General features: G+C 61.1%; 18 protein-coding genes and 1 pseudogene. 5 read left to right on the forward strand and 14 right to left on the reverse strand.

Annotated elements, in window-relative coordinates; all coding sequences use genetic code 11:
* The first annotated feature begins 710 nt into the window (after positions 1–710).
* From GRI99_RS10585 to GRI99_RS10605, 5 genes are read left to right on the forward strand one after another with little or no spacing between them, the layout of a single operon-like run.
* Complete coding sequence (locus GRI99_RS10585) at positions 711–1805, forward strand: DNA adenine methylase (RefSeq protein WP_160772034.1); 1095 nt, start codon at positions 711–713, stop codon at positions 1803–1805.
* Positions 1802–4033, forward strand: coding sequence for an Eco57I restriction-modification methylase domain-containing protein (locus tag GRI99_RS10590; RefSeq protein ID WP_160772035.1), 2232 nt, complete (start codon positions 1802–1804; stop codon positions 4031–4033). Before GRI99_RS10585 ends, GRI99_RS10590 begins: the two co-directional genes overlap by 4 nt.
* Positions 4026–4622, forward strand: a complete 597-nt coding sequence (locus tag GRI99_RS10595; RefSeq protein ID WP_160772036.1) for a hypothetical protein — start codon at positions 4026–4028, stop codon at positions 4620–4622. Before GRI99_RS10590 ends, GRI99_RS10595 begins: the two co-directional genes overlap by 8 nt.
* Entirely contained in the window at positions 4594–5748 is a 1155-nt protein-coding gene (locus GRI99_RS10600; RefSeq protein WP_237438292.1) for an AAA family ATPase, read from the forward strand. The genes GRI99_RS10595 and GRI99_RS10600 overlap by 29 nt, the downstream gene beginning before the upstream one ends.
* Before the next feature lie 24 nt (positions 5749–5772).
* Positions 5773–7056 carry a 5-methylcytosine restriction system specificity protein McrC gene (locus GRI99_RS10605; protein ID WP_237438293.1) on the forward strand — a complete coding sequence of 428 codons (1284 nt, stop codon included), beginning with the start codon at positions 5773–5775 and terminating at the stop codon, positions 7054–7056.
* Positions 7057–7387: 331 nt separating this feature from the next.
* On the opposite strand, the gene GRI99_RS10610 is transcribed toward GRI99_RS10605, so the two are convergent.
* The 14 genes and pseudogenes from GRI99_RS10610 to GRI99_RS10675 all read right to left on the reverse strand — a co-directional run bounded on the left by GRI99_RS10610 (position 7388) and on the right by GRI99_RS10675 (position 23177).
* Positions 7388–10090, reverse strand: a complete 2703-nt coding sequence (locus GRI99_RS10610) for a conjugal transfer protein TraG N-terminal domain-containing protein (protein ID WP_160772038.1) — start codon at positions 10088–10090, stop codon at positions 7388–7390.
* 33 nt (positions 10091–10123) lie between these two features.
* Positions 10124–11560: a conjugal transfer protein TraH gene (locus GRI99_RS10615; protein ID WP_160772039.1), complete on the reverse strand. Its 1437-nt coding sequence runs from the start codon at positions 11558–11560 to the stop codon at positions 10124–10126.
* Position 11561: 1 nt separating this feature from the next.
* On the reverse strand, positions 11562–12413 hold the full coding sequence (locus GRI99_RS10620; protein WP_160772040.1) for a conjugal transfer protein TraF: 852 nt from the start codon (positions 12411–12413) through the stop codon (positions 11562–11564).
* Positions 12394–14121 (reverse strand): conjugal transfer protein TraN, encoded by a 1728-nt coding sequence (locus GRI99_RS10625; RefSeq protein WP_160772041.1) that lies wholly within the window; start codon positions 14119–14121, stop codon positions 12394–12396. Before GRI99_RS10625 ends, GRI99_RS10620 begins: the two co-directional genes overlap by 20 nt.
* Positions 14118–14882 carry a type-F conjugative transfer system pilin assembly protein TrbC gene (gene trbC, locus GRI99_RS10630; RefSeq protein ID WP_160772042.1) on the reverse strand — a complete coding sequence of 255 codons (765 nt, stop codon included), beginning with the start codon at positions 14880–14882 and terminating at the stop codon, positions 14118–14120. The genes GRI99_RS10625 and trbC overlap by 4 nt, the downstream gene beginning before the upstream one ends.
* A pseudogene (locus GRI99_RS10635) lies at positions 14879–15478 on the reverse strand (TraU family protein); the annotation flags it as partial. The pseudogene GRI99_RS10635 and the gene trbC, both read right to left, overlap by 4 nt.
* Positions 15479–15602: 124 nt before the next feature.
* On the reverse strand, positions 15603–18146 hold the full coding sequence (traC, locus tag GRI99_RS10640; protein ID WP_160772043.1) for a type IV secretion system protein TraC: 2544 nt from the start codon (positions 18144–18146) through the stop codon (positions 15603–15605).
* On the reverse strand, positions 18146–18955 hold the full coding sequence (locus tag GRI99_RS10645) for a TraV family lipoprotein (RefSeq protein ID WP_160772044.1): 810 nt from the start codon (positions 18953–18955) through the stop codon (positions 18146–18148). The genes traC and GRI99_RS10645 overlap by 1 nt, the downstream gene beginning before the upstream one ends.
* Positions 18956–18959: 4 nt before the next feature.
* Positions 18960–19862, reverse strand: coding sequence for a DsbC family protein (locus GRI99_RS10650; protein WP_160772045.1), 903 nt, complete (start codon positions 19860–19862; stop codon positions 18960–18962).
* Positions 19859–21199, reverse strand: coding sequence for a TrbI/VirB10 family protein (locus tag GRI99_RS10655; RefSeq protein ID WP_160772046.1), 1341 nt, complete (start codon positions 21197–21199; stop codon positions 19859–19861). The genes GRI99_RS10650 and GRI99_RS10655 overlap by 4 nt, the downstream gene beginning before the upstream one ends.
* A complete protein-coding gene (locus GRI99_RS10660) occupies positions 21192–21950 on the reverse strand; it encodes a type-F conjugative transfer system secretin TraK (RefSeq protein ID WP_160772047.1) in 759 nt (252 codons plus the stop codon). The genes GRI99_RS10655 and GRI99_RS10660 overlap by 8 nt, the downstream gene beginning before the upstream one ends.
* A complete protein-coding gene (locus tag GRI99_RS10665) occupies positions 21950–22522 on the reverse strand; it encodes a type IV conjugative transfer system protein TraE (RefSeq protein ID WP_160772048.1) in 573 nt (190 codons plus the stop codon). Before GRI99_RS10665 ends, GRI99_RS10660 begins: the two co-directional genes overlap by 1 nt.
* Before the next feature lie 10 nt (positions 22523–22532).
* Positions 22533–22820: a type IV conjugative transfer system protein TraL gene (gene traL / locus GRI99_RS10670; protein WP_020819170.1), complete on the reverse strand. Its 288-nt coding sequence runs from the start codon at positions 22818–22820 to the stop codon at positions 22533–22535.
* 27 nt (positions 22821–22847) lie between these two features.
* Positions 22848–23177, reverse strand: a complete 330-nt coding sequence (locus tag GRI99_RS10675) for a TrbC/VirB2 family protein (protein WP_160772049.1) — start codon at positions 23175–23177, stop codon at positions 22848–22850.
* Positions 23178–23500: the final 323 nt, after the last annotated feature.

A 23500-nucleotide genomic window follows, 5' to 3' on the forward strand; every position in this document is an offset into this window, starting at 1 on the left:
GCAAGCACCTAGGAAAATCGATCCTAGACTCTAGGAAGCCTTCCTAGTAAGAACATAACAAGAACGCAAGCCTAAAGCGAGTCGAGGGCGATGGAGCTACTGGAGCAGATCGAGGCATATCTGGCGCGAACCCAGACGTCGCCAAGCACCTTCGGCAGGTTGGCAGTTGGGGACCCAAGGCTGGTGTCCGATCTGAAGTCGGGTCGGCGGCCTCGCCGGCGCACCGAAGAGCGCTTGCAGGGGTATCTAAACGCAATCGGCTCAGTTGATGAAGTCTGACAGACTGTGCGATGCATTCGCAACCGTTAGGCTCGCGTTAAGTCAGCACAACACAGGTTGAGGACAGGTGTTCGTGAGCGCGTCACGGGTAGGCTTGGCCGCGCTCCATCGCTAATCACGGAGCTAATAAGGGTTCCGGCGGTCTACCTTTTGTGTAATAACGCAAATGCACAGACATTTGCGGGGCAGGCCATGCGTTTCACTGACACCAAGAGCGAAACCCTGAATCTCCGGGTTTCCCCGACATTCAAGCAGGCCTTGAAAGAAGCCGCGGATCATGAGCAGCGCAGCATGGTGAACATGCTAGAGGTGTTGCTGGGTGACTACTGCGATAGCAAGGGGATCGTACCCCCTGGATCGACAACCACAATGACCCCCGCACCAAAACCGACGCGTTCGAGCCGCAGGTCAGAGGCTGGAGCGGCTGCAGAATGACCTTTCGCTATATTGGCTCGAAATCGAGGCTGGTCGACCAAATCATCGATTACATAGGGGAGCCTAAACCTGGGGGCTTCTTTGTAGACGCCTTCTGCGGCACCGGTGTAGTAGCCGAGGCCGCATCTGCTCAAGGTTGGAATGTACGGATAAACGACAGCTTGCACTCGGCAGTTATTTCCGCCGGGGCACGACTTATCAGCCGTGAACAAGCTACGTTCAAGAAACTCGGCGGCTATTCGGGTGCCATTGCTAAACTCAATGCCGCAAAGCCTGTGTTTGGCTTCATGTGGCATGCATACAGTCCGGCATCGTTTGGCTTTTGTGGTCTCGAGCGGCGTTACTTCACTGAAGAGAATGCTGCACGTATCGACGCCATGCGGACCCTGATCGCATGCTGGCGAGCTGCCGGTGACATTAATGAAGTCGAAGAGCGGCTGCTAATTGCTGACCTCTTTGGCGCCCTCAATCGCGTAGCAAATATCGCTGGGACCTTCGGGTGTTTTCTCTCCAAGTGGACGAGTCAGTCTCGAGGAAAGATCGACATGCGCTGCCGGGAATTGAAATCTAACAATGTTCTCGTGGATGCCTCGGTTGGCGATGTTTTCGACGTAGGCAATGAGGTCCAAGACTTAGTGTACCTCGACCCACCATACACAAAGCGCCAGTACGCCAGTTACTATCACATTCTTGAAACCGTGGCTTTGGGAGACGAGCCAGAGGTCGAGGGCGTAGCAGGTCTGCGGCCGTGGAAAGATCGAGCATCAGACTTCTGCTACAAAAGCCGTGCACTTAAGACTCTATCACATTTGGTGCAGAGCTTGAGGGCTTCGAAAGTTCTTTTGTCGTATAGTAGCGAAGGCCACATATCCATGGATGGTATGAAAGAGGAGCTCTCAAAAATTGGAAAGTTAACTATACATCCACTTGGATCAGTAGGTCGTTACCGTCCCAATAAAGCGGCAAGCAAGTCTGCATCGGATGTAAACGAGTTTTTGGTTATTATTGAGAAGCCTCAGGTTTCTTCGGGTAGTTTTCAGGTCGGAACCTTTACCGGCGCGAAATCCGTTCTTGTGGAGAACTATGTATGAGCGCTCCCCGGCCGTTTGAAGCTGAGTGCCTCGCTCTGGCAGAAGCAGCTCTTACCGAAGTTTGTGGCGGCGCGCATGGGACGGCCAGCTTTGAGCTCCGACTGCAGGTATTAGAAGCTGCTTCGGCTCGCTTTGGCGGCTTTGACCTAGCATCGTATCATGAGGCGTTCGGCATTCGCAGCAAGAGGCGACCTGGGGAGCTGATGGCGCTTGCCGCACCGGTCGCCAGTGCAATCCAACGATCGCCAATCCATCACGCTCTTGCATTGAGCGCACTTGCTAGGGAATCCTTGCATGAACATAACCGGAAAAACACCGGCGCCTATCACACAGACTTCCGACTAGCCACGAGGCTGGCGCAGCTGGCAGCGCCAAAACTGACTCATGAAAGCCGGGTGATCGATCCGGCCTGCGGCGCGGGTATTCTGTTGGCTGCTCTGACCCACGCGGTGTGCGGCCTAGATCGGGCTAAAGCGGCTGAGTGGCTAGCCCGCGGCGTCAACGCAGCTGACTTGTCGGCCAACTCGTTGCGGGCCGCCCTACTGAGCCTAGCGTCCTTTACCGATGATGTCGCCGTCCTCAAAGCCATGAGAGCACGTTGGCATTGCGGCGACAGCCTAATTGCGGATCGCAAAATCTGGGCGTCCATGTCTCCTGATGGCTTCGATGCCGTGATCGGCAATCCCCCTTGGGAGAAGGTTAAACTGTCTCGGCATGAGTTCCTAAAATCTTCAGGCACCCAGCGTCACTACGGAGCCCAAATTCATGGACTCGACGAACAGCGCTTCGCCCAAAACCGCGACGAAGTTGCGAGTTATTCACGTGTTCTGCTCGAGCGCTATCCCGATTTAGGTAACGGCGAACCCGATCTTTATATTGCCTTCACCGACCTCTTTTTTGAGCTCTGCAAACCGAAGGGGATCGTAGCTGCGCTCGTGCCCGGTGGTCTAATTCGCTCCCAAGGCACCCAGGCCATACGCCAGAAGATCATCAATGCGAGCCAGAGCGTGTCCATGTCGATCATCGACAATCGCGCTCGGTTCTTTGCGATCGATACACGATTCAAGTTTCTCGCGGTCGCTCTGGTCAAAGCTGGCTCAGTAAAATGCAAGCGTGAGCCTATCCAACTCTTGCACGAACGCGGCACAGCGAAGGGCTTGGAAACGACAGGAGCAGCAACGATCGGCCGCACTGCCTTGGCTTCTGTAAGGGCTGATCTAAGTTTGCCTGAGGTGCGCAGTGTTGCCGAATGGAAGCTCTTCTGCAAGATCGTAGAGGCAGGCATTCCGTGGGATGAACCGGGCTTTGGCTGGGCACCAAAGTTCTGCCGCGAAGTCGATATGACTAAAGAGCGATCGAAATTTCTGAATCATGCAGGTTCTGGAGCCATGCCACTGATTGAGGGGCGCATGGTCCAGGCTCATCGATTTGGGGTGAAAGGGCATGTGTCGGGCACAGGCCGTAGGGCTGTGTGGGACGCCTACCCCATTGGCGGCTCACAGATCTCACCACAGTTTTGGATTCGCCGCTCGGATATGCCCAAGGCAAGCCAGTATAGGACGGATTTGGTGCGGGTGGGCTTTTGCGACGTTGCGGGTCAAACCAATGAACGTTCGCTGATGGCCGCCCTGATTCCTCCCGGCGTGGTCTGCGGCAACAAAGTCCCCACGATCCTTTTCCCTGATGACCTTACCGAAGATAGGCTGTTGGTCTGGACAGCAATAGCCAACAGCTTTGTCTTCGATTGGATGTTAAGGCGCGTGCTCACAACCACCGTGAATTACTTCCTGCTGCAAAGTGTGCCGCTGCCTAGGCTAGCCATAGAAGGCTTGCCGTGGAAAAAGCTGGCAAGCGCAGCCCGCGAACTGCGAACGATCGACAACGCTGGAGCTTCGCGCGAGACGTATGAACGCATGGCCCAGCTTCGCGGGGAAATTGATGCTGAAGTGGCCGTAGCCTATGGGTTAGATGTGAAGGACATGGAATTGGTACTGCAAGACTTTCCAATTTTGGATCGAGGCCAAATTCCACTAAAGGGCGAAGCCAGATCGACGATCACACGAGACAGCGCGTTGGTAGCCATGGCAAAGCGCACAGGGGGGAGGTCTACAGTCTGGGCTCGTCGTGCGGCAGAGGCAAAAGCGCTTGGGGCCCTGGCTTACGTCCCATCGGAAATCGCCTTGGGCGGAGAAGAGATTGAAGAAGGGGGAAGCCAAAGTCATGGCTAGCAACGCCGGCCAAGTGGCCCGTATTCTGTACAAAGAAATTGTTCCTGGAGACCTCAGGAAGATCCTCGCTCAATCAAATGATGCCGATACAGGTGGCGGCGCTCGCGATTTTAGATTTGGCTCGTACGATTTGCTTTTGCCAGTCATCAAGCAGATGTTTCCAAACACGATCAAAGAAAATCGGAAACGTAATGGATCTGTAATTCAGATTGACGTGTTCCAGGGGAAGTTCTTCTGGCATAATGTTAGCAACCAGGTTGTCAGCAAAGACTCATTTTTTGAACCGCCAACCGATGTGCGCCCCTCGGAAGGGCGCATCACGCGAGTACATGAGTATGGCTGCTTCGATACCAGCCGTGTCCCCAGTGGGGGCGCTGGCAACCGGGTTCTGCTGTTGTTGATCCAGCTAACTGACGGATCAGTATGGCCTTATTATGCTGAGGAAAAGACGCTCCGCACGCCGGGGGTTTGGGACCCCGTGGTGGCTAAAGAAATCTTGGACTGCTTGGACGCCGTGCGTCCCAGTAACCGTGCCGTAATCGGATATAGGGATTTCACTAATGCGGGTCGTTACTGCAATGGCAAGTGATGATTGCCGGCAGGCATTAAAGCTTCTCGCGCGCTCGCGAAACGTACTGGTTTCAGGTGCGCCGGGAACTGGTAAATCGAGGCTCTTGGCAGAAGTTGCGCTGGCTTTTGAGACAGCCTTTGGCTTAGCCCCTGCAGGGGGGGCGCCTCAACACAACCCTGTTGGAGGCATCCCCATCCCACCTGCGGCAGGTGGGACTGCCCATGAAATTCCGGCTCCCACCAAGATGAACCGAAAGGTTTTTCGAACAGTATTTCACCAGAACTCTAAATACCGCGATTTTGTTTCTGGCATCACGCCGGCAGTTAATAAGACTGCAGGGAGTCCAGATTTCGTAATCGTTAAAGGTACTTTATATCGAGCTAGCGAACATGCAAAGGTTGCCAATGGGGCTGCGCTCTTAGTCATCGATGAGATCAATCGAGGGCCTGCTGTGCAAGTATTTGGTGGCGCCATTGTGGCCATCGAATCTGACAAAAGATTGGCCGCTGATGGCTCTAGGCGGGCCGAGACCCAGTTTTTTGAGATCCTTGATCCAGTCAGCGGCGATGTGATTGAGTACGCTTTGCCCCACGACCTATACATCTTGGCAGCGATGAACCAGGCAGATGCCTCTGTTGAGCCTCTCGATGTAGCGTTTTTGCGCCGTTGGGAGCCGTTGCGGCTGGAACCCGATGAAAAAACCTTGAGAGCCTACTACGGCCTTGGAGCGAGGGGCGCACATGCGCTGCCCGAGGAACCTGTCAACTCGGCTGATGCTTTGGAAGCTTCAGTAAGAGCGTGGGTCGCTGTCAACGAGCAAATCGCCCTCGGCAGAGGCCCTGAGTTCCAGATCGGCCATGGCGTACTCATGTCGGACGTGAAGCCTCAGGCACTGTCATTGAACGAAGCTTTGGGGATGCTTTGTGTTGGATGGGCCAAAGTGCGGGCCCACATCGAAGAGGTATTCTTCGGCGATACCCGAGGAATTGCTGCCACCCTCAACGCGTTGGATGGCCCGCTCTTCAATCCCTTTAAATTCAGCGAGACAACTTTTGCCGACGACCTGCGGTTCCGGCTTGAAGGCCCTACAAACTTCAACGAGGAAAACCTCTATGCGGCCCTCAGGGCCTTTGCGAGGGGGTAGCGTTTGGCGCACACTCGCATTCGGTTGTCGCTTGTAGAGTATGGCTCACCAGTCGATCTGAGTCATGAGATCGCAGCATCTGTCGGCGTGGATCGCGCCAAAGCGAACAGCCTGCTGACTGACGCAGGTGCCCGCGCTGCTTCAAGCCTTGGGTTAAATTACAACCCAATCAGTGTGGATGGTAAGGGTGCGCGAGCCATCGACTTTGCAGGTCTCATCCGCTTGGCCCCCTCTGTCGAATTGGAAGTGGCACCGAAATTCTTGGGGCTTGATGAAGCCGACTCTGCTTGGCGAGAGGACTTTTTCTTTCTCTCCACACTTTCCCGGCATGGCCGGCTCTTGGCCACGGAGCGCTTGTCAGCTGCAAGTGGCGCACCTCGTGACCTTTCCACTTTGGTGGCCAGATCGATCACGAGCATGTACGATTCGCGGAAGCGAAGACCTCTCCGCAGTTACCGCAGGGTCAAGGAGGCTGACTTCTTTATTGATGGGGATCCAGATCCATTGGACCTCATTTTTCCTTCGCCTGATGGTTTCGAACAGGAGCTAACCCGCTTTGATCGGCGCAACGGGTGGAACGCCGACATTGTGGCCGCCGCTAGAGAGCTACTGCCCGAGGTGAGCGACCCATCAGTTGTCAGCGCTTTGGTGCGACTGATTGAAGATTTATCCCCACAGAACACTCCAAGCAATCGCCGAAAGCCGATTCCAGCAAGGCACCGGGCCTGGAAGCCGCTGCACGAGCTCTCAGTCGACGTGCTTGGAGGCCTTGGAATTAGCTACAAGCAAGGCAGCGCACATGCCCCTGGCTATCTCGTCAGCACTTGGCGTGTTTGGGAGGACCTGTTGACGCTGGCAACGCGAATGGGCTTTGGTCGTTCAGCTGTCATGCCGCAAAAGGGCTTCCAACTGGGCACTAAGACCAATTTCAGCACAGGCAAAGTGGGCAAACTATCAGTTTATCCTGACTGCGTGCTTTTGGCTGATGGTTCTAGGCCTACCATGCTATTGGACGCCAAATATAAAGGTCACGTAGAAAAGAGTCAGCTTCGTATTAGCGAGGCTGATATCTACGAATCTCTGGCGTTCTCGCGAGCCACTGGCTGTAACCTTGTGGTGCTCGCTTATCCCGCTCAGCCAAACGAACCACCTCGACCTGTTGGCACATGCGTTGTTTTCGAACGGGCGTTGGTTGATGACGTGCACATTGTGGGTATAGAGATCGAAGGTAGATTTATCTCCAGAAAGGGAGCTCTACGGGAGTTCTCTGCTAACTTGTCTGCAGGCATTTCCGGACTAATACTTTAAAACAAAGTATATGAGTACGAGTCTTCAGGCGTCCATCAAATTGTCCTAGCCCAACTGGTGTGTTTCCCCTATGTTCCAATGAGAAACGTGACGGATGCGATTATGGCGAACCTAGATACTGAAAGCGCCCAGACGCCCGGATCTCCCAAGTGGGAAGGACTGTCTGAGATTGATCAGGCAATCCGCGACAACCGCTTGATGGAGTATCGGATCAAGAAGTCTTGGGCCGACCCCTGGGCGCGCAGTCTGACGATAGCGGTCCTAGTCGTCATTGCGGCTGGTTTTTCGTACTTGGCTGGCGCGTCTTTCGGACTGTGGTGACCGTTGCAGGTCACCACTCCTTCACATCATCCGCTGCTTCTGCACTTGCACCTTGGGCTCCCTCGGTGATCGCGTCCAGACGTCCCCTAGAGCCGGTAATCTTCTGGCGACCGGCCGCCCGAGCCCTTTGCACCTCTTCATGAAGATCGCCGGCACCTACGCGGGGCACTGAACCGGAACCCCCGCCGCCGGTCTGTGCCCGGCCGCGCACTGAGCCTGCGCTTGAGATAGCCGTTCGGGATACGGGCAGTCCGGGCGCGAGTACGAGACGATCGTCGATTCCGTCGCGAAGCTGCTCTGCATAGCTTTCAATGAACTTTGCCTGCAATGCCTGGCCTTCAGGGCTGAGCTGGAAAGTGACATCGTCGAACCGCGCATTGCCATAGAAATCGCGGTTGCTTTCGATCTCGGCGAGACCCCATTCGCGGTAGGCTTGGGACAAATTGAGGCTGCCTGCAGCGCTGTTTCCCTCGAAGAAGGACGCCTGGCTCTCGAGACGATTGGCAAGCTCCTCGGCTCGGCGAGCCTCGATAGTGAAGCTCTGGGCTTCTGTCAGGGAAGCATTCATGCCGCTCGCGGTGCTCGAGATTGAGGAGCTTGATGAGGTGCTGACCGATCGGACGAAACCGTCGCGAGTGCTCGACCAATTGCGGCTGTCAGACATCTGGGACAGGCTCCCAAAGATCCGGGAACGGTCTTCGGATGCGATGCCGATGTCGCTGTCTGTCCAAGTGCGTGTCCCACTGCCCTTCAGGCCGACGTTGGCCGAAGCTACTCCATTTGAAATTCCCGCTTTGGCGCCCGCCTCGCCACCCAGGAACCAAGCGGTAGAGATGTCATCGGCGGCCCTGCGCGACAGCCCGAATTGCCGCTGCAGATTGGTCGATGCCTGGTCGACCTCGCTGAATGCAGTCTGGATGCTGTCGGAGTTCGAGGTGCCGCTCGCACTCTCGAAGGATGCGCCCCGGCTGAACTGGTCTCTTAGCTCGCGGAACTTCGTGACAGCGCTGGCCGTCGATTCCGTGGCGACATTGGCATAGGTCTCGCTGTTGGCGCGGGCCTGCGATGCCATCGTCGACAGGCGTGCGGTGAACTCCTGGCCCAGCGTCGGAGTGAAAGGATAGCTGGATGTCGGGATTTGGTCGTAGCTGCCGTCCGGAAAGCTCGTGGTCATTGCCCCAGTGTCGCTGAATGTCCGCGTCTGCGGCGCACCGTAGGTGAAGCTCGGCGCAATCGTTCCTTGTGCGAACTGGCGGGTGAGGACGCTCGAGTTTTCGAAGCTGGTGTTGCCGAGCGAGACGTTGCCGGTACTCGCCTCCCGGGCCGCTTCCTCGGCCGCGTTCTGGCTCGGGTTGAGGTAGCTCGTGGCGTGGTGGGAAATCGCCATGGCGCCCTTGGCCACACCGCCTGCCAGGAACGGCACCGATGCGATGAGATAGCCGGCCAGCAGACCGATATCGCTGTTGACGTCGGCCATGCCGGTAAAGCTCGCCAGGCTGAGCCCGTTACTGCCCGTGACTGCGCTCATGTCAGCCGCGCCCTTGTACATCAGCATCATGTGGAGGATCACAAACAGCGGCCCCCAGGCCGCGAGGTAGAAGAAGCCCGTCACATAGCCCTTGAGTGCGACGGGTCCCGTCTTGGGGAGCAGGAACAGCGGGAAAAGCACCGGAAACAGCGCGTAGAAAAGCACCGTCAGCACGACGTTCAGGAGTGGGACCCACTTCATCGCGTTGCTCGCGATTGAGCCATAGGTCCGTTCGGTCTGAATGTCGGCGCGGGTCTGGGCGTAGACGTCGACATTGCCCGTGCCGCTGCTGCCGGACATCGAGTGCATGGCCTGGCTCATCGCGTTGATGGTCAGCGTCTGCTTGAAAATCTCGGTCGCGTTGGCCGAGACGCCGGTCAGGTACTGATAGGCTACCGGCAGGTCAGCAAAGAGCTTCGCCTTGGCGAGCGCGGCTGTCTGGTTGGGGTAAAGCTGACGGCCGAACACAGATCCCATCGCGTCGACCAGCCCGGTCCATTGCGCATTGAGCGTGTCGTAGGCCTCGCGGCAGGTGACAATGTTCGAGCTCACCTGGCCTGAAGTGGCATCCCGAGTCAGGAAGCGTTGCGCGCGCGCCTGGCTCCCCGGCGCGATCGTCGCCCAGATGTCCCCAGTTTCCGCGAGCTCCTTCATCGAGTAGCGGCCGAGCAGCACGTCGTAGAACACGCATTGCCGAAAATGCTCGTCGAGATTGGCAGCAAACTCCGGATCGGAAATCCGCAAGGACCGCGTCGCATCGTAGAGCCGAGCGCCGTAGATCATCCCGTTCTTCGAATAATTGAGATCTCCGGGCAGGCCGAACACCACTTCGGCCGAGCCCGTCAGATAGTCGCCGACCTGGCTGGTGAAGCTCGCCATCAAGGCGAGGCCCAGCGGGACGTTGCTGACATTGGCCGGGGCAAGGCTTGGGTTGAGCCGATCGGTCACATGGACATCGAGCCGCGGCACCATGAGGCAGGAGTAGATGAGCGTTGCGCCCAGGAACCAGTTGATCCAGGCGCGCCAGTCCTGATTGAACGCAAGGGTGAGGGCGGACAGGCCAAGCCCCATCACCATCACCACCTGGAGCAGGCTCTTGTAGCCGCCGTTGCCGGTCCAGGCGGCAACCGCCTGGAAGACGTTGACCAGATAGTCCCCGCCGCCGACCGTGAAAATCTCGACCATGTCTGTTGTCCCGCCTCGCTGTGGTTGGCCCGGTCAGTGGGTGAGGGCGCGGCTCTGGACGCCGCGCGACCAGTCCAGCGATGCGGCCATTCCGGGCGACATCGAGGCGGCCAGCACATTCTCGATGAAGGCCGTCTTCTCGATGATCTGCAGCACGGCATTGACCTTGAGATGCGTGTTGGCCTGCCGGTCTGCGAGCGCATGACGCACGACATTGACCTGGTTCTGCCACATCGCGATCTTGGCTTCGTCGGCGCCGATGAAGCTCGACATCGAGCGGCCCGCCTCGCTGACGATCCTGTCGAGCACGGCAAACAGCAGGTCGACACTGGCGATCTCGGCCAGGGTCTCCCGGTCGTCGGTCGGCATGCCCCGGCCGTAGGCCGCCTGGACGGTCAGGATCTTGTAGAGCGGGATGGACGCGACCTGGAGCAGCTCCTTCTGCTCTTCGCTGATCGCGGTATCGTCTCGGATCGCCTGAACCATGCCGCCAATGAGCGCCCCTACGCGCGGCCGCAGCGCTTTCGATGCCGGCAAGCTGAGCGACTTGAAGTCCGGGTTGAGGCACTTCTCCGTCTCGTCGCAGTCAAAAATGAGGACGTTGCCGTTCGTCGTGCCATCCAGCAGCGAGGTGACGAGCGTGGATGAGGCTTCACCGACGATCGGCACGAACTTGCCCGGCTCGTCGTCCTTGGGCGGCACGTAGATGATCGTGCCCAGCAGCGTCATGGCGTATTCGGCGAGCTCTTCGTCGAACCGGCCGCCCGGCGAGAAGAACGCCGACTTCTTGAGGATCGTCCAGGTGTAGTTTCGCGGCACGCCGGGATTAACGTCGTCATATTTGCCCGACCCTTGCGCGGTCGTGCTCGAGCGCTGCCCCCTGGTGCCGCACCCATGCTTGGCCGCGGCATAGTCGGTGAAGATCCCTTCGGAGTTGCCGATCGCTTCGCAGATCGCCTTGTCGGCAAGGTCGCCCTTCGGCCAGATTCCGCCCACCAGACCCTGCGCCATCTCGCAGGAGTTGATGTTGAGGTTGTTCATGAGCTGAGCCTTCTGGCTGAACTCCTGCATGATCTTCGAGCATTCCGGGCAGACCGTGTCGATCGCCAGGCTGAAGGCGAAGCCGACAGCATTGTTCGCGACTGCCTTCAGCATCGCGACGATCTCGCTCGCGTTGATGAAGCTGAAGGACCCGGCGAAGATGTCGATGCCGCCGCAACCGGCGCGGGCGCGCGGCAGCTGGAGGTTGGCGATGTTGGTCGTCTTCTGCGGAAAGCGCGTCCAGACATTGCCGAGGCTGTAATAGCCGGCCGACTGCCCCTGGAACGCGGTCGTTCCGTTGACGTTGGCAGCGCCGCCGACATCGTTCAGAAACGAGTCCATCGAACTGCCAACATCGGCCGATGCGCCCGAAAGCGGAAGGGTGAGGGGGAGGGCGGCGGCAAGGAGCGCAGCGACGGCTCTTTTCATCTTAGTAGTCACGTCCAGCTTCCTTCGATGTGAGGAGGTAAATCCGGTCCTGCAGCTCGTCGGCGCTCATGACGCCGTAGCCGATCGGAATGGGGCGACCGGTCTCCGCGTCCCAGAGGACGACCGCTGGCGTGACCTTGGGCTCGAGCCCCATGCGGCTGCGCTGGTTGGTCTCGACCGTGTAGTTAGGGAAATGCCGCGATGGGCCGCCATCGGTGGAAATCGCGCGCACCGCGATATGCCAGGTCGAGGCAACGCTTTGCACGATCGGTGACATGACTTCGCAGGCGCCGCAGCTCTGGGCGAAGAAGTAGAACAGCCCGTAGCGCTCGGAGAGCTGGGCCATCGCAGCGTTCCGTTCCGCGGTTCGAGAATCCTGCCACTGACGCTTGCCGAGCGTCGAAACCGGGCGCTGCAGCGTGTAGTCGAGCTCGGGATCCTGCCAGATCGCCCGCTGCCAGACGTCGCTGAAGAGTGAAGCCCGGTCGAGCTGGGCGCGCTGGAAGCGGATATAGGCCGTAACATTCGCCGGCGTCGGCTCGAGGATCGCCTTGGCCTTCAGTTCCCGCAAGGTCGCCGTGATCGCGTCAAGTTGGTTGGTCGCGCTGGCCGCAGGCGCGGGTGCGGGTGTGTTCTGCTCCGGCGGCTTGGGGCGTTCGCAGTAGAACCAGTATCCGAGCCGCCGCTCCTCGCAGTAGAAGCTGTCCGGGCGCTCGGCCGACAGCGCACTGGGCGGCGCATCGGCTCGGGTTGCGGTACTCTGGGCGAGCGCCGGGGAGGACAGCGAAACGGCGTTGGCAATCGCACAGGCGGCAAGCAGCCGCCACGCGGCCTTACTGGCGGGCGCGGGCATAGTAGTCCTCGATCTTCTGTTGGATGTCCTGGGTGGCCTGCAGCTCGTCAGGCAGGCGAGCGGCGTCGGTGAACTCGGCATAGACCTCGCTGAAATCCATTTTCGAGAGGTCGAGCCGGGCAAATTCGTCGATTGTGAAGCCCTGGCATTGCTCGGTCTTCGGCTTGCCCCAAGGCTTGTTCAGCTGCAGGCGCCCCTGTTCCTGCAGGATCCGCGAGAGCTTGGATTCAAAGCAGCAGTAGACCTTGCGCTTGGTCAGGCACACGCCAAGAAAGGAGGATGAGCAATAGGTGCCGACGTAGGCGCATAGACCTTGGGCATCCTTCTGATGCAGCAGCATCTCTTCGCGGCTGCAGCCCAGCGCTACGAGCAACTGGATGCCCGGAATAAGCGGGAAGCCCTTGCCCTTGCAGCAGTTGAGAATACCAAAGACCTTGGACGAGCAGCTTTCGCGCGTCCCTTTGAACAAGGTGAGATTGTCCGGATCGAATTCGCGGCGCGCCTGGTTCATCGCGTTCAAGGCGACGGCCGCGTCCTTGAACTCGTCGTTGGCCTCGCGCTGGATGGTCTCGCATGAGCCACCGATACAGTAGACATCGCCGTCGCAGATAAACTGGTTGGTGTTCGCAGGCTGGTCCGGAACCGGGCAATCATAGACCCGCTCCCAGGTGCGGCAGGGCTCGCCCGCGAGGCAGTCTTCGCGCACCAGCTTGCAGCCCGGAGTGGCTTCAAGCGTCTGGCAGTCCTGTGCCTCGATGAACTGTGCGCAGCTGTAACTGCGGCTCCACGCCCAACAAGGCTGCGTCACTGCAATGCCATCGATGATGCGGGTGACCGGATCGCTGTCTGTGCACGTCTCGGTGTCCTGCTGACATGAGGTGTCGGCGGCGAGGCCAGCACACTGGCTTTCATCGCGCTTGGTGGTGACGACGTTCTCGCCCGTCACCGTATAGGGCGTCGCGCCCTCGACCGGTGCGGTGCAACTGACGAGATCGACCCTCAGATCGCCGGAGTTGCAGCCCCAGTAGATCCCGAAATAAGGATTGCACAGGTTGATCGGGTAGGACTGCGTGACCGTGCACTGCGGCGCGGGGTATCGGTTGCAGTTGTAGACCGAAGCCGGATCAACCCCGCTGCCGCCAACGCAATAGTAGCCGTAGACCTGACGCTGCTCGACACGCGCGGTCAACGTCATGGGGCAGGTCCGCGTTCCCTGTGTCGCCGTATAGCCGACATTGCAGGTCGCCATGTAGCGCGCCGTGGTTCCGCTGGCCGGCGGCAAGGGCACGCAGCGTCCCTGCGAGCCGCCGATGGCCATTCCGCTCGTATAGGCGAGCGGGTCATCGCTGATCACATTGCTGCGCGCGATCGTTGCATCTAGATCCTGCGGCGCAAACCGGGCACGCCGGTCCATCGAATCCCGCATGGCCTTGTAGCCGGTGTTGGTCGTCGTCTGGCTCGCCGCCTCGCGGCTCATCCGGTCCGGATCATCAAAATAGCCCGATTGGCTTGGCGTTCCGCCAAAATTGGGGATGCGGTTTGCATCGGGGTTGGTCGTTGCCGCGCTTTGTGCCGAGGCAGCCTTGTCCCGCCCAAAAGCCTTGCCGTCGGCTTTGGCGGCATCGGTTGTGGTCTGGGCGTGAAGCGGCCCGGTCAGGGTGACCAGGAGCGCACTCAAGCACGCGACAGATAGTGATTGCCGTTTCATGGAACCTGCCTTTCAAGGTGGGCGAGGTGCTGGGCCGCAAGCAAAGCACCGGGGCCACCGCCGCGCGCGAAAGTCTCGAGCGCGTAAGAAGCGCTGACATTGCCGCTCATCCTGTCGTGCGGCGGGACCTGCGTTCGGCAATCGAACCCGTCGCACAGATCGAAGTCGCTGCTGGTGACCACGTAGGTGGGTACGGCCTCGATTTCGAAAGCACGGAAGAGCCGCGGGTCGATGCCGACGCCGTCCAGTTGCTCGCCGGGCTTTGCCACTTTGGCCACTGCGGCCGTGAGGGCCTTGGCGCTGTTGCCGGGCAGACCGCGCAAGGCGACGATACCGCCAGCTTTGGTAACGTCGTCGATCAGCGCGCGCAGCGCGGTCGGCGGCATCGAAAGCGAAGCAAAAGCGATGAACCTTGGCGCTTCGCCCATGCCTTCGCTGGTCATGGTGCCGGCGTCGGCAACCATCCGGTCAAAGTCGAATGTGATGGCAGGATCAGGCTTCGCACTTGCGGCGGCCTCACGGGCGTATCGGCGAGCATGCAGCTCCGCCTCGTCGGAGCTCGTCCTCGCCTCGCGCGCCAGAGCTTCGGCTCTGGCGCGGGCATTGGCGGACAGCGCGTCGGCATCGGAAGCGCCCGCATTGGCCCGAGCCCGGATAGCGGCAAGATCGAGGTCCGGTTCGGCCGTCTGTGCAAATGCTCCCACCAAAGCGGCAAGGCTCGAAAGCGAGGCAACTACAAGAAGATGAGGAAGCTTTTTCATAGCGCGCAGCAATTCCGCTTGCGCCAGACCAGGTAGCCCATGTCCTCGCCAATGGCGGGATAGACCTGGCCTGCCGACATGAAGGTGGTGGAGGCACCAATGGGCGCGCAGGCGTAGCGGCCCTTGGTCTGCGGATTGGGATTAGTGGCCTGGAAGCGGTATTGCTGCTTGCGCATCACCGGCATCAGGTACTTGCCGCAAAGCCCTTTGCTGCCCATCGTCCCCCAGGCGACGAGCTCGCGGTGGAGCTTGTAGGAGAAGCGGGCGAGCGCGAGCCGCGACGCCTGGACATGGCCAATCGTTGCCGAGACATTGCCGTTGAGCGGATACATCGTGCCCTGGCAGCCCGCGCACCAGAACAGCTCGTCGGTCGGCAGCTTGGCCGTCGCTGCCACGCAGTCCGCTGCACAGGCCGCAAGTGCCAACGGATTGGCGAACAGCACCGCCTCGGGATTGATGATCGCGGTGAGCTCACTGTCCTGCCAAAGCGGATCGATCTCGGTGATGTAGAGGATGTCGATCGAGCCGGACTCGAGGCACAGGAAATCGGCGACGATCTCCATCCAGTAGATCAGCGGATAAGCATACCAATGGACACGCGCGAGCGCAATGTCCGCACCGGCTGGCTGACGGGCTGTTCGTCTTCGGACGGGTCGGTCCGGTCGAAGGGGGTGACGAGGTGGAGAGACATGAAGATAGGAATCCTTTGATGAAGGGGTGTCAGCGGTTGGCGAAGGCGATGCGCTCGATGGCATCGGCGAGCTGGTGGCCGCGGGCGATCTCGGCATCGATGGCGGCGAAGGTCTGGGGCGAACTCGAGAAGAGCGTTGCCGAATAGTCATCGAGCACGAGCCGCCCGATCGCCTCGGTTTCCGGCCCCTTGATGAACACCTCGGAATAGTCGCTCCCGGAGCGCTTGAGGCTGCGGATCAGCGTCTCGGTGCGATCATCCATGTCGAGGCGCTTGCTCGCCTTGAAGTCGGCGATAGTCTCCGGCTTCTGCTGCAGGATCAGCATCCAGTCGCTGTTTTCGAGCGCCGCTGTCGCCCCGTCGGACTTGTAGTAGTCGTTGAGCGACTGGGTTGCGGTCGCCAGCGCACCGCCATATTTGCGGCAGGTGCGGGCGTAGGTTTCGACGAATTCACCCATCGAGCCGCCCTTCAGCATCGACCAGGCTTCATCGATCAGCAGGAGCTTGCGCAGCGACCGCGGGCTTCGCGTCATCGCCTGGCTGGTCATGAACATGATCGCGGAGAGCACCACGCTGCGCAGATCCTCACGGCTCGCGAGGTCCGACATCTCGAAGACGGTGAAGTCGGCATCGAGGTCGAGGCTTGCCTGGCCTTCGAAGAAGGCCCCGTAGGTCCCGCCCGCCATGTAAGGGGCAAGCGCAGTCGCAATGTCTGAGGCGGTGTCATGCCCAAGACTGGCCAGCGTCTCGCCAACTGTGGTGACCGTCGCAGCGGCACCATGTTCCGCCCAGACGAGATTGACCGCCCGGTCGATAAGCCCGCGCTCGGTATCGGTCAGCTTCGCGCTGTGGCGAGCCATTTGCCCGACGATCGCCTTGATCATCCCGAAGCAGTCGAGACGGTAGTCTTCGTCCTCGGCCGCGCGGGTCCCATCGATCATCGAAAACGGGTTGAGACAAAAGCCCGCTTTCATCGTGAACTCGACAAAGCGGCCGCCCTGCAGCTTGACCGAATGCTCGAAGCTGCGGCCGTCGTCGATCACGACCACCTGCGCGCCGGCGCCGCGCAGGGCCGCGCACATCTCCTGGAGCAGCACCGATTTGCCCGATCCCGACTTGCCGCAGATCGCGACATTGTGGTTGCCCGCGTCGTTCTCGAACGGCGACCAGAAGAAGGGCTGGCCGCGCCGCCCGACGAACAGCAGGTGAGGATGGGCGCTTCCAAGATACTCACCCTGCATCGGTGCGATATTCGCGGCAGTGGTCGACAGGACGGTCTTGAACCGCTTCAGCCGCTCCATGTCGGCCCCGAGCCCGTCGGCTAGCGTCAACGGCATCGCCGCGAGAAGCCCTTGGAGCTGGAGATAGCGCTCGTCGGTGAGATCCCAGCCCGCCGCCTTGTAGATCGACTTGATCGCGCGTTCGTGGCGATCGCCTTGCCCTGCCGGCGAATAGGTCGTCACGCCGTAGAACACCCGCACGAGGCGGCGGCCTTCTTGGAGCTCGGCCTGAACGTGTTGCCACTCGGCGGCCTGTTCCCCGATCCGGGGCAGGAACCGCGCGCTGCGGGTCCCGGCTAGGCTGGTCGTCCGCATGAACTTGAAGCCGGCCTTTGCCGATGCCGCTTCCTGGTCCGGATAGACGAGACAGAGCATGGTGGCGGCCGGGCAGGGGAAGCGCAGCTTGTCGGTGAAAAGGTCGCCGATCAGCCGCGCGCATTCCCACGGGGCCCAACGCGATGGCATGTTGCGCACGGCAAAATGCCGGACGTCGAAGGCATCGGGATAGACCGTCCCGATCTCGGGTACTCCGTCGTTGACCTTGCCGGTGGGACGAAAGCGCTCGGTCACGAGCCGCATGCGGTCTTCGGCCACGACCAGTTCGATGTCGTGGCGGATCGCCTGGGAGGCGATTGGATCGTTCGGATTGTAAGGCACCGCATCGTCCTGCGGGGCGGTGGTTGGCGAGGTCAGATCATCGATGACAGCGATGAGCGCTTCCGGCCCGACTTCGACCACGCCGAGGTTGAGCGACTTCAGCATCGCCATCAGGCCCTCGCGGGTCTGCTTGAGATCCTCGTTGCTGACCGACTTGGTCGTCGGCACGCCGACCGAGACGATGACCTGGTGATGCCGCGCGTGGAAGGGGGCGTCCGGCGAGCCGGATTCCCAAACGAGCGAATAGAGCCGCCGCGCCCGGTGTCGGGCAATCGCCTCGTAAACCCCGCCCTGCATGTAGCGCGGCGCGAACCACGGGCCGACGATCCTGCTGATGCGCGGACTGGCAAGGTGGAGCACCTGAAGGCAGGCACCTGCTGGCAGGCCTTCCGAAAAGAATTGCCCGAGGATTTCCCCGGTGCGCTCGTCAGCGCCGATCAGCGGCGTGACCGAGAGGACAAAGCCCTTGGAGCGTGCGTTGAAGTACAGCCGGGTCGCTGGATCATAGACCCGGTAGGGCAGCCAGTCGGAAAGCATGTCGACCATGAGCTGCGGACGGGCCTTCTCGGCGTGCTCGGCATCCCCCAGCAGTCCGCTGAGCAACCGATCGACGACGGACTTGAGTTGCTCGGCCATCACTTGGGCTCCTTGGGCTGCGAGGTGCTTTCGGTCGGCAGAGCGCCGTTCCGGATCGCTGGTCGGATTGCGGCCTTTGCGGCATCGATCGCCGCGGCGCTCGGGAACACCGGAGCGCTCTGCCCCGCCTCAGGCCGAGGGGCTCGATCACGCGGGGGAGGCGAGGTGTCGAACCCCTCGACCGCCGGTGCCTTGGCACCGGCAACGGCCTCGCGCGCCGTGGAGGGGAGGACCAGCGGCGAGGCATCCGAAGTTTCAGTGAGCAAATTGGGGGCTTCTGCGGCCAGGGGCTGGACGGCCCTGGTTTCGGCAGTGCCAGCAGACGAGAAGGGCGACAGGTCGTCAGAGGCGTCCGTGTGTCCGTCCGCGTCAGCTTGTGATGCGACTGCCTGAGCAGCTTTCAGTTGCCGACGCACCTGGCGCATCAGGGATCCGCCCTGATCCTCGCCCGCTTTGCGGCGCAGCTCGGCGGCCCAGCGCGGATTTTCGACAACCGTCCAGGCGACCGCTTCGTCGTGCAGTGTCCCAGCTTCATCGACATGGGCGGGGAAGACGACGCGCAAGGTGCGTTCCGCCGTGCGGGCAGTGTCGGCATCCACGACGCCAGCCCTCTGCCGCACGTCTGATTGCGTGAGCACTTCAGCTGACCGATTACCGGTCGCCTTGGCATCGATCACATGGGTCGGTGCGCAGCCGCCTTTCGGAGCGCGGCAGGTGAAATCGCCCTCCACATTGGTGCCGAACGTGGCGCAGCCACTGGCAAGCCCAGACAGGCAGGCGCAGGCAAGGAGACGTGTCGAAAACCGCATGGGACTATCCTTTGGGAGCAGGGGTGGGGGCGGCGCGCAGGAACTCCCGGAGCACGGCGGCAGGCCGGAAGCCCTCGAGAACAGCGCCGTCGGCGGGGCGTACGATCACAGGCGTGCCGCCAAAGCCGTGTGCCCGGGCAAAGGCCTCGTTGGCATCGAGCCCGCTCGTGTCGCAGGGTTTGGGATTGGCGAGCGCCAGACCCGAATAGGCCATGTGCAGCGCCAGCTCAGGCCGCGGCGAGCACAGCACCCGTTCGGCATCGCGCCGGCTGTCCGCCCCGAAAATCGAGATCGGCCGTTCTTCGACCCGTGCCCCGATCGCCTTCAGCTCTGCCTCGAGCTTCTTGCAGTAGCCGCAGTGGAAGTCCGAGAAGACAACGACGCGCGGACCATTGGCAGGCCCCCAGGTGATCGCGCCTTTGGCCGGAAGGTCGCCGAGCGGGACATGGCGCGGCGGGGTGTTTCGAGCAGACGCCGCAGTGGGGGGTGGATCGCCTTCTGCTTGCGTCTCGGGATTGCTGCGCCGCGCTGCCCCCGCCGCAAGCAGGTCCGGATTGAGGGCGAGCAACCGGGCAGCCGTCAGATCCTGACGGGCTTCCATGTCGTAGACCCGGCCGATCACCAGATACTTGGCGGACCGGTCGACGTAGAAGAGCGTCGATTTGGACGCGACTTCGCACAGACCGCCAAGGCCCTTGCAGTTGATCGCGTCGATCGGGGTCTTGGGCAGGCGCAGCTTGAGTGCTTCGCGCACCTTCGCGGTGTCTGGAGCAGCAGTAGGGGCTGCAAGGCTTGCCACACCCCATCCGGTCGCAGCCGACACGGCGATGATTGCCGCCAGCCCAGCTCCGGCGCGCAACCAGCGGCGCCGACGGTTGTCCTGCTTGAGGAGAGTATTTTCGATCATTGGGAGTTCCTCACGTAGACGCCGTCGAGGAACACGATCTCGACATCGATGCCGGTCGGCATCTCCACGACGGGTTGGTACTGTTCGGCGCGCTCGATCAGGTATTTGCTGACCGTGTCGGCGGCATCGGCGGCGCCCTGGCCGAGTCCGCCGCCCAGGATGTCGCTGCCTGAGAGCTTGGAGCGACTGCCGTCGGGGTTGGTCGTGGCGCCGGAGAACACGCTGTTGGCATTGGCCGAGAAGCCGCGCCCGAAGCCGCCGACGATCCCGGCCAGCAGCGCTTGGCTGACGAGGCTGCCTTCGCGGCTCACGACGCGGCCGCGGACCCCGGACTTGCCGGCGAAGCTGATGAAGCCTTTGACCTCACTCACCGCGACCCGGCCGCCGGGCTGATCGCAGGTCATGCGGGCGAGTTTCACATAGACCTTCTCGCTGCTGAGATCGCCGCGCGCCGCGCCGTTCACCACGCAGCCCTGGATCCGGGTGGTGAGAACCTTCCCGTTCTGAATGACCGACCGGGCTGGACCGGTGATCCTGAGGACCACGGGCAGCGGATCGGTCTGGCTGACGACGCCTGCCGAGGCATCGACGCCGACAATCACCCGGGCCGAAGCGTAGGAATTTGGGGGCAGGTAATCCGGCGAATCTTCGACGACGACCGGGGGCGCGTCGGGGCGGCCCACTCTGAGACCGTTGGTGCCTGCCTTGTCGGAGCTGAAGCTCATCAGCTTCACCTCGCCCGGAGAAGGGATCATGCCGCCTTGCGGCTCGCCCGCTGTGGGCACACCGCCTGGCTGGGACGAACGGGCTCGCGCGTCATAGCCGCCCGCCTGTGGCCCATAGGCCGGTGGCGGTACAGCGGATGCCGTCGTTGCGGGCTGCGCGGCAAGCCGTGTCTTCAGCTCAGCGTTCTCTGCAGAAATGGCATCGATCGCGGCCTGTCCGTCGACCCGCATGGCCTGGTTTTCGGTCTTGAGAGCCGCCAGCTGCGCTTCAATCTCCGTCCGCGGGATGCTCCCATCCTTCAGTGCTTTCTGTTCGCGGGTGACGGCATCGAGCCGGTTGCCGTAGGTCGCGACGAATTCGCGCTGGGACAGATCGCGGTTGACGAGGCCTGCCGTGTCGATCGTCTGCGCCGCATTGGGATCGCCGGTCGTGGGCTTGTTCTCGCCGCCAAGAATGAACCAGCTTCCGCCAAGCAGTGCGAGTGCTCCCAGCGACCCCAGCAGCAGCTTCTGTCGGCGCGCAGTGCGGGCGTTGAGTCCGGAAAGTTCGGACGGCGCGGCGCTCTCGGCCTGCAGAGGGGCCGTGCTTGGCGTATTGGCTGCATCAGTCATGACCGGTCTCTCCGCTTGCGCCGACAACAAAGGCCGTGGTGCTGGCCCCGGGTTCGAGCTTCGGTTCGGCGATCGAAAGCGCGAGCGTGTCGCGGGGTGCGAGATCGCGCTCGGCGAGCGTCACGGGTTTCGATCCGCGATTGTGGATGCGGACGACCTTCCCGGTGAGGCTGGCACCGCGATAATCGGCGATGAGCTGGATCTCGAGATCGCCGACCCGTGCAGGCATGGCCGCCCTTTGCCGGACCTCAAAGCCGTCGACAGTCCGGTCATTGGCCATCGCCTGGATGAGCCTGACGGCGCTTGTTTCGAGCGGCGTCTGGTTTTCCCAATCCGCGGCGCGGTTCTTCGCGATCGCCGGGTTGGTCACGAAGATCTGCGCCGCCGGGATCTGCTCGACCCGGCACGCGATCTTGTACACAAAGCCCTTCTTGGTGGTGGCGAAGAAGCTGATGGACCGTGCCGCGTAAGTTTCCGGCACCGACACGTAAATGTCGCCGCGCACCGGCTCGTTGGTCACGGCAAAGTCGTTGTACGGCGTGCCGGTCGAGATCTTGGAGACGCTGGCGAACTGGTCGTCGACCAATGCGAAGCGGGTGAGTTCGCGCGCCGAAACGCTGCATTCGAGTCCAGCGCCATCTGCGGCCTGTTTGAATTGGTCGGCCGCATGGGCGGGGGTGGATGCTACGGCCAGCAGCGCTGCCGCGCTCAGAAGTGAGACCCGTGCCTGGGCCCCTGTTTGGTAAGCCATCACTGGGCCTCCTTCGATTTGTCCTGTGGGGGGAGCTGGGCGAAGCCAGCCAGCGCCAGGCGCAGGCCGCGATAAGTCCAGCTGAAGCGGAAGCGGCGCTCGTCACTCGCAATCACCTGCGCGCCGACAAACGTCTTGAGCGTGCCCGTAACATCCGAGGTGAGGCCCTTGGGATCGACAGTCATCGACCGGATCACGAAAGCCTGAGTGACGTCCGATCCCCGTTGCTCTTCGACTATCCGCACCAGCTCGGCCTTGAGGCGGCCATAGCTTGCTGGATCAGCAAGCTTCAGGATCTCGTTCATCCAGTAATCGAGACCCTCGGGGCTGCGATTGAGGAGAACAAGGGCCGCATCGCGGGTGACGAGCTCGAGATAATCGGCATCGACCCCGGCACTGCTCACGGTGAGCGTTTTGGGGACGGTCGGCACCAGCACCACTTCGCGATCCCGGGTAGCGGCAAGGCTCCCGGCGATGACCAATGCGAGGCCAAGGCCGGCGCTGGTCAGCGCAAAGAGGTTTCGCTGGCGCAGCAGCGATTGCTGACGTTCATGGGATATGTCGGAAAACATGGGCTTCCCCTCAACCGGCAAGCAGTCGGCAGTGAGAAGGCGGCGTTGCCTTGAGACCCAGAAATCCTGCAGGCAGATACCAGTATGCTGCATGGGCTACCCAGGAGCTGGCGCGTCCTGCTTTTGCCTTTCGCAATGCGAACCAGGCGCCGAAGGCGACTATGATGCCGATAAAGATATGCTGGGTGAGGATCCCCCAGGTGAAGGGGGCCAGCATTCCCGCGAACTCGTCGATGGTCCAGAAGCCGATAAGCTCCGGGTCATCGAGACGCCGGGGAATGATGTAAGGGTCTGCCATGGCGACGCCGCCTTCCCGTCCGACCGTTCAGATGACCGCGGTCACGACCGAGGTGACGATCGGAACACCGGTGCCGACGCCGATGCCGACACCCACCGGAACGGCGACCTGGCCGAGCGAAAAGCGCCCGGACGCCAGACCGATCAGGCCGCCAGCGAGGCTGAGAACCGTGATGATCTTACCCCCGGAGCCTTCCAGAAAGTCGGTGAACTTGGTGAGGGCAGGAGTGAAGGTCGTGTCAGCGCCAGCATAGGCGGCGCTCGCCGCAAGCGCCGCGACGGCGACCGGGATGGCAAAGTTGATGGCCTTGCCAAGACCATTGGCGCTGGCGCGCCGGGGAAGGGTGAGAGACTGCATGTGAAGCTCCGGTTGGAGGGGTGGTCACAGCGTTCTTGCGTTCGCTGTGTGTTCCACATGCATCTAGGAAATGTTCGTAGGAAAGTGTCGAGCGGGAATCCCGCCTGGAGGTGGAAGAATGCGGACGCATCTTTTGCAGTCCGACGCCCCAAACCAGCGATAACGACGCTAAACCAGTTATTTTATGTCGGTAAAAACCGCCGCAATTGACGGGATTTGGCGACGACTCGGGTAGAGGACCTGAGTCGCCTCTAAACGAGATGTTCCGTGTATGTTCTTTTCATTTTCCTACATGGGATGCTTCGCGTTATGCCTGCGAGTCG

The organism is Alteraurantiacibacter buctensis, from assembly GCF_009827655.1.
GTDB lineage: Bacteria > Pseudomonadota > Alphaproteobacteria > Sphingomonadales > Sphingomonadaceae > Alteraurantiacibacter > Alteraurantiacibacter buctensis.